The 6,815-nt window shown below is 34.4% G+C and carries 9 protein-coding genes; 3 read left to right on the forward strand and 6 right to left on the reverse strand.

Annotated elements, in window-relative coordinates:
- The 5 genes from ACJROP_RS11735 to ACJROP_RS11755 form a co-directional block, all read right to left on the reverse strand.
- On the reverse strand, positions 1 to 471 hold a 471-nt coding region (locus ACJROP_RS11735), incomplete at its 3' end, for a hypothetical protein (protein ID WP_406535648.1).
- A gap of 10 nt (positions 472 to 481) precedes the next feature.
- Complete coding sequence (locus tag ACJROP_RS11740) at positions 482 to 619, reverse strand: hypothetical protein (RefSeq protein WP_406535649.1); 138 nt, start codon at positions 617 to 619, stop codon at positions 482 to 484.
- On the reverse strand, positions 620 to 838 hold the full coding sequence (locus ACJROP_RS11745; RefSeq protein ID WP_406535650.1) for a hypothetical protein: 219 nt from the start codon (positions 836 to 838) through the stop codon (positions 620 to 622).
- The gene (locus tag ACJROP_RS11750; RefSeq protein WP_406535651.1) at positions 819 to 1,166 is read right to left on the reverse strand and encodes a hypothetical protein; all 348 of its coding nucleotides are present in this window, start codon (positions 1,164 to 1,166) and stop codon (positions 819 to 821) included. The genes ACJROP_RS11745 and ACJROP_RS11750 overlap by 20 nt, the downstream gene beginning before the upstream one ends.
- A 160-nt stretch (positions 1,167 to 1,326) precedes the next feature.
- On the reverse strand, positions 1,327 to 1,485 hold the full coding sequence (locus tag ACJROP_RS11755) for a hypothetical protein (RefSeq protein ID WP_406535652.1): 159 nt from the start codon (positions 1,483 to 1,485) through the stop codon (positions 1,327 to 1,329).
- A 780-nt stretch (positions 1,486 to 2,265) separates the two neighbouring features.
- Between ACJROP_RS11755 and ACJROP_RS11760 the strand changes: the two genes are divergently transcribed.
- Positions 2,266 to 2,760, forward strand: coding sequence for a hypothetical protein (locus tag ACJROP_RS11760; RefSeq protein WP_406535653.1), 495 nt, complete (start codon positions 2,266 to 2,268; stop codon positions 2,758 to 2,760).
- Positions 2,761 to 2,989: 229 nt separating this feature from the next.
- On the opposite strand, the gene ACJROP_RS11765 is transcribed toward ACJROP_RS11760, so the two are convergent.
- The gene (locus ACJROP_RS11765; RefSeq protein ID WP_406535656.1) at positions 2,990 to 4,123 is read right to left on the reverse strand and encodes a tyrosine-type recombinase/integrase; all 1,134 of its coding nucleotides are present in this window, start codon (positions 4,121 to 4,123) and stop codon (positions 2,990 to 2,992) included.
- 138 nt (positions 4,124 to 4,261) lie between these two features.
- On the opposite strand from ACJROP_RS11765, the gene gatA reads away from it, so the two are divergent.
- Both gatA and ACJROP_RS11775 read left to right on the forward strand, forming a co-directional pair.
- Entirely contained in the window at positions 4,262 to 5,632 is a 1,371-nt protein-coding gene (gatA, locus tag ACJROP_RS11770) for an Asp-tRNA(Asn)/Glu-tRNA(Gln) amidotransferase subunit GatA (RefSeq protein ID WP_406535654.1), read from the forward strand.
- 110 nt (positions 5,633 to 5,742) lie between these two features.
- A partial coding sequence (locus tag ACJROP_RS11775; protein WP_406535655.1) for a DJ-1/PfpI family protein occupies positions 5,743 to 6,815 on the forward strand: 1,073 nt, incomplete at its 3' end.

Raw genomic sequence — 6,815 nt, forward strand, 5'->3', positions numbered from 1 at the left:
AAGTTCAGCTATTGCACGGTTGGTTGCACGTGTTTTTGCAGTTGACATTATTGTGTGGTCTGAAACTTTGTCTTTTCCTTTTTCAGACCGGGAGCATAATGCGTCTGATTCTACACTACGGCCATTTGGTAATGTTGCTCTAACGCAGTAGTATGCTTCACGTACTCTTCCCATTTTTGTTCTTTCAATGTCACGATCAACTATTTTGGTATCGACATTGAATGCACGTGAGAGTTTCTGCCATGCAGATTTCTTTTTAAAGTGTCTTTTCACTTTAACGTAGTTTCCGTTTTCATCTTTTTCTTTTACTATGATTTCTTGATAATCTGTATCGTTTAATAATCCTTTACATAGTTTTTGATAAGCGTCCCATTGTTCAATAGCTACATCAACATTAGGGACATTGTCTTGGGTTATTAATCCAGTTTCTTTAGGAACTTCTGGATTTTCTATAAGTTCTGCTTTTACCATTTTATCACCTTTATAATACTCCGAAGCTTGCGGTTGTGATTCCAAACCAACCAATAGCTATGGCAAATAATATGCTTCCGATCCAAATCATCTTTGGATTAGGGTTAATAGGTTCTTCTTTTGGATATAATCTTGCCGGTTTGTTCATTTAAATCAATCCTCGCCTTATGCTGATATCAACAATCCAATTCAAGTTGATTATTGAATGTCTTCCGCTTTTTCTACGTATGACTACTGTTTTATCATCTAGGAATTTGAGTTCATCAGATTTGGTAAGCGAATAATAACATTCTTCATCAATAGATGCAAATGCAATGAATAATCCATCAACAAGACTTTCCTGCATCTCAAGAATTGCTTCTTCCATATTCATTCTCCCTATTGTTTTTCCTAAATCCAACAATGAATGCTTCTCCTCTTATGAATTTGATTAATCCAATATCTCCTTCAGCTGCATATTGAATCAAGGACAGTAGCTTGTCATGTATTATTGTCTGGTATGCTTTTTTCCCACCATCCACTAATACGATACCGTCATCGTCAATGTAGAGGATTTCCTGTTCAACATCTCCTTTTGCAACTTTAATCTCACCATTGTGAGTTAGGATGCCATGATAGTTTTCTTGGAACTGGTTAGGCAAAGCTACCATATCTTCACGGGTGCAATGTTTTGCAAAGGGTGAATAGCTACTCATTTCAAATCACCCATTTTCTTAATACTATCAATAACATCCCACATTTCCTCCCACATGTCCTTTGGGACTACGACATGGGTTACTCCATCAATTTCTTGTTCTAACATTTTTAAAGACTCCTTTTTTGTGTTTTAATTTCGTGTTCGTCGTTTACTGGTATTTAATCCAGTTTCATTATCTTGATTCTGTATGACTCGAAGAATTCCCTTTCATTGCGGATGTTATCGCTTTCCTGAATTTCGGCAATGGCTTCTTCAAGTGCCCTGAAATTATTGAAGATTATTATTTCATTGGGCCGAGATTTTATCACTTCACACATTGTGTTTATCTCCTGTGTTCCCTCATGGGGATTAATGATCAACAGTCTAAAAACTCAATATGGGTCAGAAGTCTTTGAAAATAAAAATAGTATGTTTGTAAAATTAATTTTCCAATATTTACCGAATATTTAGAATAAAATAAGTCTTTTTATTTAAAATGTATAAATATTTATATATTCCTTAAAATATACTAGATATTGGGTTAAGTTTTGGAAAATATTAATTTTTAACATCGTTTGGCGACGTGTCTAATTATTTTTATTTTTCTTACTGACCCATTCTAGGATTATATAAAAAATATTTTATAATAGTTCGTTATCCAAAATAAAATTATTTTTTTATAATCCTTTTATCATGATCTTTTTTTCTCATAGCTTTTTTGATATTTTACCTCCAGATAGTGATGTTCAGGCCTTATCAAGAAAAAGTTGTACGAGTGTGAAAAATTGTTCTCACTTCGTAAAATTGCTTTGGGTTGGTAAGACCCGTTCTTAACTTTGTCATTTTGTGTATTTAAACATTACTGTCGGTATTCCGATGTTAAACTGTTCATTTTTTTGAAAAAAAATTATGTCCCTAAGCCTTGTATTTTTGGAAGATTGTATAAACATTTCAATAGCAATCTTCGACACAAAAGAACATATGTATAAAATGAAAATTCAAAATCATAAGGAAAACTTGACCATGAACATTACTTCGCAAATGCTCTCTCTGATAATTTAAATAATCTACAATAGAAAAAAATTAATACATCATACATTAAAAGGGTGAACATTAAAATGATTAGAAAAACTGATAAAAATCTATTGAAATGGATACGGGTCAATATAATTGATTTTGAAGACGAAAATGACTGCTCAGGATTAACCTGGAACAGTACACATGAAGATGCAAAAAAATTTCTTCATTCCATTCCACAAAAAGAAAGAGTACAAAAATTCGGATTCTATTCCACCAATTCCCATTTCATTCTTGTAGAAGATTTTGATGATATTGAAACCTGCTTGAAAAACAGAACAATATCTGAGAGAAGCTGCAGTTCAATTTACAGATGGAACAGTGAAAAGGGTCGTGAAAATTGGAATATGGAAGATGTTAAAGAAGCGTTAGGTCTTGGGACTATGGAATACAGAAGTTTTAAACATAACTATCTTTATAACACTTTAAAACAGCTGTTGGATATGGAGCTAATTGAATGTGTCAATCCTGAAGTCAAAATAGGTAGAATGTATAGAATAACAGAGAAAGGTGAAAGAGTACTTGGATTGATCTAATTCTTTGAATTAAACAACATTAACGCCAGCACCAGCAATTCAGAATCCCTTTTAAAACCATTTCATATATATCGCAATTTCAAATCATGTATGATTTTAAGAAACCTGGTCGTTAATGTTAAAACAATCCAATTAAATTAAAATAGAAAAAGTAGCTATTGATTATATTTACATTAAATGAATGTTTGGCAATGGCATCAGACACAATGTCAAATGCCATCACATAATCTTATTTTCCAACCCTTTCTTTAAGGCCATCAAGCTCTTCTCTCATATCCTCAAGATTAGTTACCCTTTTGAGAATAACATCTAATTCGGATTCTAATTTATTTTTCTGATTTTCGAGTTGTATATATTCAGGAGATTTGATAGATAGCTTTTCGACATCTTTGTTTATTGTAACGGCATGCAAATGTTTAATATATTCATATTTCAAATCTTCCGGATTTGTCATGAAGTATGAAGCGTCAGTTTTGTTTTTTGCTTTTCCCTGTAAATCATTTACATTGTCCAGACTCATACCATCATTATATAATGCAGAGGCATGAAATTTCCTGAGCATATGACTTCTGAAACGGTTATAAGTTCCAACCTTTCCCAAACCAAGTTTTTCATTAATTCTTATAAATGCATCTGAGAAATAATCCTCATTAATTTTAAACAAAGGACTGTTGTTGGTAAGCGGATCGGATCTTGACAGCAAATAGGAATTTATTGCGGTAACTGCTTCTGGACTGCAATAAGTAGTATAATACTTGTTAGTTTTTTGCCTTAAAACATTAAAAGTAGGTACAACATCATCCCTATCTTTTATTTCAGCTATAACTTCATATATGTCAGTTTTATCAGTGTAATCACTTAAAGCACTAATATAATCTTGAATAGTTAAATTCAAGGTTTCCCGTCTAGCACATCCAGTAGATACCATAAAATAGATTATAGCACTCATTCTTGGATTGGAAATGCTTAATGCTTTTCTGATTATGGTTTTGTCTGGCAAATCTTTAAAAACAATTGGTTCTGGTGTTTTTATCCCTTTAGTGTTCATTTTAGGAAGTTGAACGATTTCAATTTCATAATATTTGTAAATTGAAATAATTGGAGAAAGAGTTGTCTTAACTGTGCTTAGAGAATAATTTTCAATCATATGTTGTCTAAAAGTCAACAATCTCCTTTTTAATTTTCTTTTTTTCCATCTAATACCTTGTTCTTCTTCAGATTCTGCTTCTTCAATTAATTCAGACATTGACATTGAAAAAAATTCCTCATATTTTTTAACAGCCATTTTATAAACTAATCTGGTCCGAGGTGAGTGATTCTTTACAATATGTATCTCTTCAAGTAGTTCGTTATCCATTCTAATTCACCTTATATGATAAATTAATATATTATAAAACAATATATATCTAAACAGAGAGAGCATTTGAAAAGTAAAAAAAATATTTACTTGAAAAGTGCGAGATATTTTAAATTATATTTTACGATTATTATAGGTGTTTTAATGAACGTTATTGAAAAGTTAAACTCCATTAAAAGTGGAGAAATGACAGCTAAAGAAAATCTTGAAAGCTTCATTAAAGTTATTGACGAAAATAACGAAAAAATTAATGCATTCATTGAATTAAACTATGAAAATGCATTAAAGCAAGCGGAAGCTATTGATGAAAAGATAGCTAAAGGCGAAGAAGTAGGCGCTTTAGCTGGATTAGTATTTGGTATAAAAGCAAACATTAATGTTGAAGACTTGATTATTTCAGCAGCTTCCAAAACCTTAGAAGACTACATCGGAAGCTATAATGCAACTGTTGTCAATGAAATATTAGCTGAAGACGGCATAATCATCGGTATCTTGAATATGGATGAGTTTGCAGCGGGAAGCTCAACCGAAACCTCATACTACGGACCTACCCAAAACCCTAAGGCTATGGGAAGAATTCCTGGAGGCTCATCCGGAGGATGTGCAGCGGCTGTAGCGGCTGAAATGTGTGACATTGCAATCGGATCTGACACTGGAGGATCCATCAGAAACCCTGCTTCACACTGTGGAGTAGTAGGATTTAAGCCGACTTATGGTGCGGTTTCAAGGCAAGGTCTGCTCGACTTGTCAATGAGTCTGGACCAAATCGGACCGCTTGCAAATGATGTAAGTGGAATTGCACTCGCATTAAACACAATTGCAAACTACGATGAAACCGAATGTACCACTCTAGACTGGGATAAGCCTGACTTTACCGAAGTATTGGATGACACCAGCTTGGAAGGCATGAAAATAGCTGTGTGTAAGGAATTCATTGACGTTACCGATGAGGAAATCAACAAAACCGTTAATAAAGCAATTAACAAGTTGGTTGATGCTGGAGCTGAACTTGTTGAAGTAAGCTTTGACTATATTGACCTTTGTCTTCCTACATACTACCTAATCAACTATGTGGAATTCTTCTCAGCAACCAGGAAATACGACGGAAGGGATTACGGTTCCAGAATCGAAGAGGTATGTGGAGATGAAGTTTTAAGAAGAATCAAAATAGGATCACATATTGCTGAAGCTGAATTCAGCGGTAAATACTACAAGCAAGCCTTAAAAGCAAGATCCGTTATCAGAGCGGAAATCACATCAATGCTTGAAAACGTTGACTTGATTGTAGGGCCAACCGTGCCTAAACTTCCTCACGAAATAGGCGCTGAACTGGAACCTATGGAAATGTATGCCTACGATGTCTTAACCGTAATAGCTAACCTTGGAGGTATTCCGGCTGCAAGCATACCTGCCGGTGAAGTCGAAGGCATTCCGGTAGGATTACAAATTCAGGCTAAACCTTTAGACGATTTAAAAATTATTAAAGCTATGAGTGTCTTTGAAAACACTCAATAGTTCTTATTTTTCTTTTTTTATTTTTGATGTAAACTATTTTTACACTTGAAATGCACCTCTAAATTATATTACAAATAAGTTACAATAGATTATATCAAGAGGTTATTTTTATGACAAGAATTGGACTTGCTTATTTAAATGGAGCTGTTCCGGGATTTGAAGATTTTGGAAATCTGCCAACAGACATTGTTAAGGAAAACGGACTTGTTGACGGTTTAAAGGCTTCAGAAGAATTGGACGCATTGATTATACCTGGCGGAACATTAATCGAGTCAAACGACATTAACATCGATTTGAATACTGAAATCAAAAAAATGGCTCGTGACGGAAAACCTATCATTGGAATCTGTGCGGGATTTCAGCTACTGTCAAACCAAATAGATATCGGCAGAAAATCTCCGGTGCCTATTGTAAAAGATGGTCTTGGTATCATTGACGTCAATTTTTCACCATTGATTACAAGCGATCGTGTTAAAGCCAAAGTATTTGACAACTCCTTTTTAGTAAAAAACCAAACAGAAGACGTAAACGGTTTCCATACACACACCTACGGTAAAGTGGAAGGGGATGCAAAGCCGTTGTTCTATTCACAAGTCCAAAGGATGAATTACGGTGATGTCAACAAAGAAGCCGAATACAATATATTTTCTGGAGCATGCAACGATGACGGCAATGTTATCGGTACCATGATTCATGGCATATTAGATGAAAACCCAATTCTTGTAGAAAACCTATTGGAACAAATAGATGCCGGAAATAATATTGATGACATATACAATAGAAATGCTGAAGTCAAAAAATACCTGCAGAGCGAGGTCGGAATCAACCTCAACATTAAAGTCCCTGAATTGAAAGACAAACATGAAAAGCCTAAATATCTAATGATTGGAAGCAATGGTTCCGATTCAGGAAAGACATTCATATTAACAGGCCTTGCAGGAGCATTAAGAAGAAGGGGGTATAAGGTAGCGCTTCTCAAGGTTGGTCCTGATGTGCGTGACATTATACCAGGACTATATTTGACAAAAGGAAAGATGGAAGACTTTGCGTCTGTAAAAATCGGGCATCTGGGATGGGCTGACATAGAGTCTACAATAGCCAGACTCAATTCATCAGACTATGATATCGTGTTGATAGAGGGTGTGATGAGCGTGTTTACAGGCCTTTTAAATGAAAAGGTACC

Source organism: Methanobrevibacter sp., from assembly GCF_045220775.1.
Taxonomy (GTDB): Archaea; Methanobacteriota; Methanobacteria; order Methanobacteriales; family Methanobacteriaceae; genus Methanocatella.

What these genes read in the sequence shown, in the direction of transcription:
- ACJROP_RS11740 (WP_406535649.1), bottom strand. Translation starts at nt 619, where the DNA reads ATGAACAAACCGGCAAGATTATATCCAAAAGAAGAACCTATTAACCCT.
- ACJROP_RS11745 (WP_406535650.1), bottom strand. Translation starts at nt 838, where the DNA reads ATGGAAGAAGCAATTCTTGAGATGCAGGAAAGTCTTGTTGATGGATTA.
- ACJROP_RS11750 (WP_406535651.1), bottom strand. Translation starts at nt 1,166, where the DNA reads ATGAGTAGCTATTCACCCTTTGCAAAACATTGCACCCGTGAAGATATG.
- ACJROP_RS11755 (WP_406535652.1), bottom strand. Translation starts at nt 1,485, where the DNA reads ATGTGTGAAGTGATAAAATCTCGGCCCAATGAAATAATAATCTTCAAT.
- ACJROP_RS11760 (WP_406535653.1), top strand. Translation starts at nt 2,266, where the DNA reads ATGATTAGAAAAACTGATAAAAATCTATTGAAATGGATACGGGTCAAT.
- gatA (WP_406535654.1), top strand. Translation starts at nt 4,262, where the DNA reads ATGAACGTTATTGAAAAGTTAAACTCCATTAAAAGTGGAGAAATGACA.